Origin of the sequence: Brevibacillus sp. HB1.1, from assembly GCF_013332445.1 — a bacterium.
Classification (GTDB): domain Bacteria; phylum Bacillota; class Bacilli; order Brevibacillales; family Brevibacillaceae; genus Brevibacillus; species Brevibacillus porteri.
The window spans coordinates 1-1435 of the sequence record NZ_JABMIV010000028.1 but is presented as its reverse complement, the minus strand read 5'-3'; the positions used below and the strand labels follow the sequence as shown (position 1 = coordinate 1435).

The following is a 1435-nucleotide window of genomic DNA, read 5'->3' as shown; positions in this document are numbered from 1 at the left end:
TGAACTGCACCCCGATTGTTAGACACATCTAACAGTTGGAGGTGCAGTTTTTTGTCTAAGTTTACTGCAAAAGATAAATTATCAGCAGTTCTTCGCTATTTGTATGGCGAAGAGACTCATGCTGCTATTGCTGAGTCTATTGGTACACACAAAAGTATGGTTGGAGTTTGGGTGATGCAATACGAGAAACACGGTGCAGAAGCGTTTATAACATCATATACACGGCACTCAACACAGTTTAAACTAGACGTACTCAATTATATGAAGAATCACGGGACGTCTCCGAATGAAACTGCCGCCATCTTTCAGATCTCCTCTCCCCGCTTAGTTCGAAAGTGGAGGTCAGAATTTCAATCACAAGGAAAAGACGCCCTTATACCAAAGAAAAAGGGGCGTCCAGCGATGAAGAAGGAAAATAAGAAAGCAACACCCATGGAAGGATCAGTTGAGGCATTACAAGCAGAAGTAGAGCGTTTACGTATGGAGAATGCTTACTTAAAAAAGTTGAATACCTTAGTTCAAAACAAGGAAAAGTTACAAAGCAAGACAAGGCGCAAGTAGTATTTGAACTAAGGACTGAATTTCCTATAAAAACGTTACTTAAATTCGCAGGTATTCCACGCAGCACCTATTATTACTATGTAAAAACCTTCGGTTCTCAAGACAAACATGCCGAAGTAAAGGCAATGATTCAAGCTATTTACCATGAACATCAAGGACGCTACGGATATCGTCGCATAAGGGACGAGCTGAGAAATCTCGGACACCAGGTTAATCACAAAAAAGTACAGCGATTAATGAATGAAATGGGCCTAAAAAGCATTGTTCGGATGAAAAAATATCGCTCCTATAAGGGGAAAATCGGAAAAGTTGCCCGAAATATTTTAGACCGTAACTTTCAAGCAGGAAAACCAAATGAGAAGTGGGTAACAGATATTACGGAGTTTAAATTGTTTGGTGAAAAGCTATATTTATCACCGATGCTGGATTTGTTTAACGGAGAAATTATCGCTTATACAATTGATTCGAGACCAAGATACTCCCTTGTTTCTAACATGTTGGAAGATGCCTTTAAGCGCCTAACCGACAAAGATAATCTCTTGATCCATACGGATCAAGGATGGCATTACCAAATGGGCAAGTACCAACAGGCATTAAAGGAAAAGAAAATCACACAGAGTATGTCACGAAAAGGGAACTGTTATGACAATGCTGTGATGGAGAGTTTTTTTGGCATTTTAAAATCGGAATTTTTATATACACAGCAGTTTGAAAGTGTTGAGCATTTTAAACGCGAGTTAGCGAAATATATCGACTACTATAACTGCAAGCGAATCAAGACAAAATTAAAAGGCTTGAGTCCAGTACAATACCGAACTCAAACCCTTCATATTGCTTAAATATAATACGTGTCCAACTTTATGGGGTCATTTCA

At 39.0% G+C, this 1435-nt stretch carries 1 protein-coding gene; it reads left to right on the top strand.

From position 1 onward, the window contains the following. Window positions 1–51 precede the first annotated feature (51 nt). A protein-coding gene (locus tag HPY27_RS29735; protein WP_100169652.1) for an IS3 family transposase occupies window positions 52–1400 on the top strand; the annotation gives its coding sequence in 2 pieces (ribosomal slippage) (window positions 52–496 and window positions 496–1400; 1350 coding nt in all). The last annotated feature ends 35 nt before the right edge of the window (window positions 1401–1435 follow it).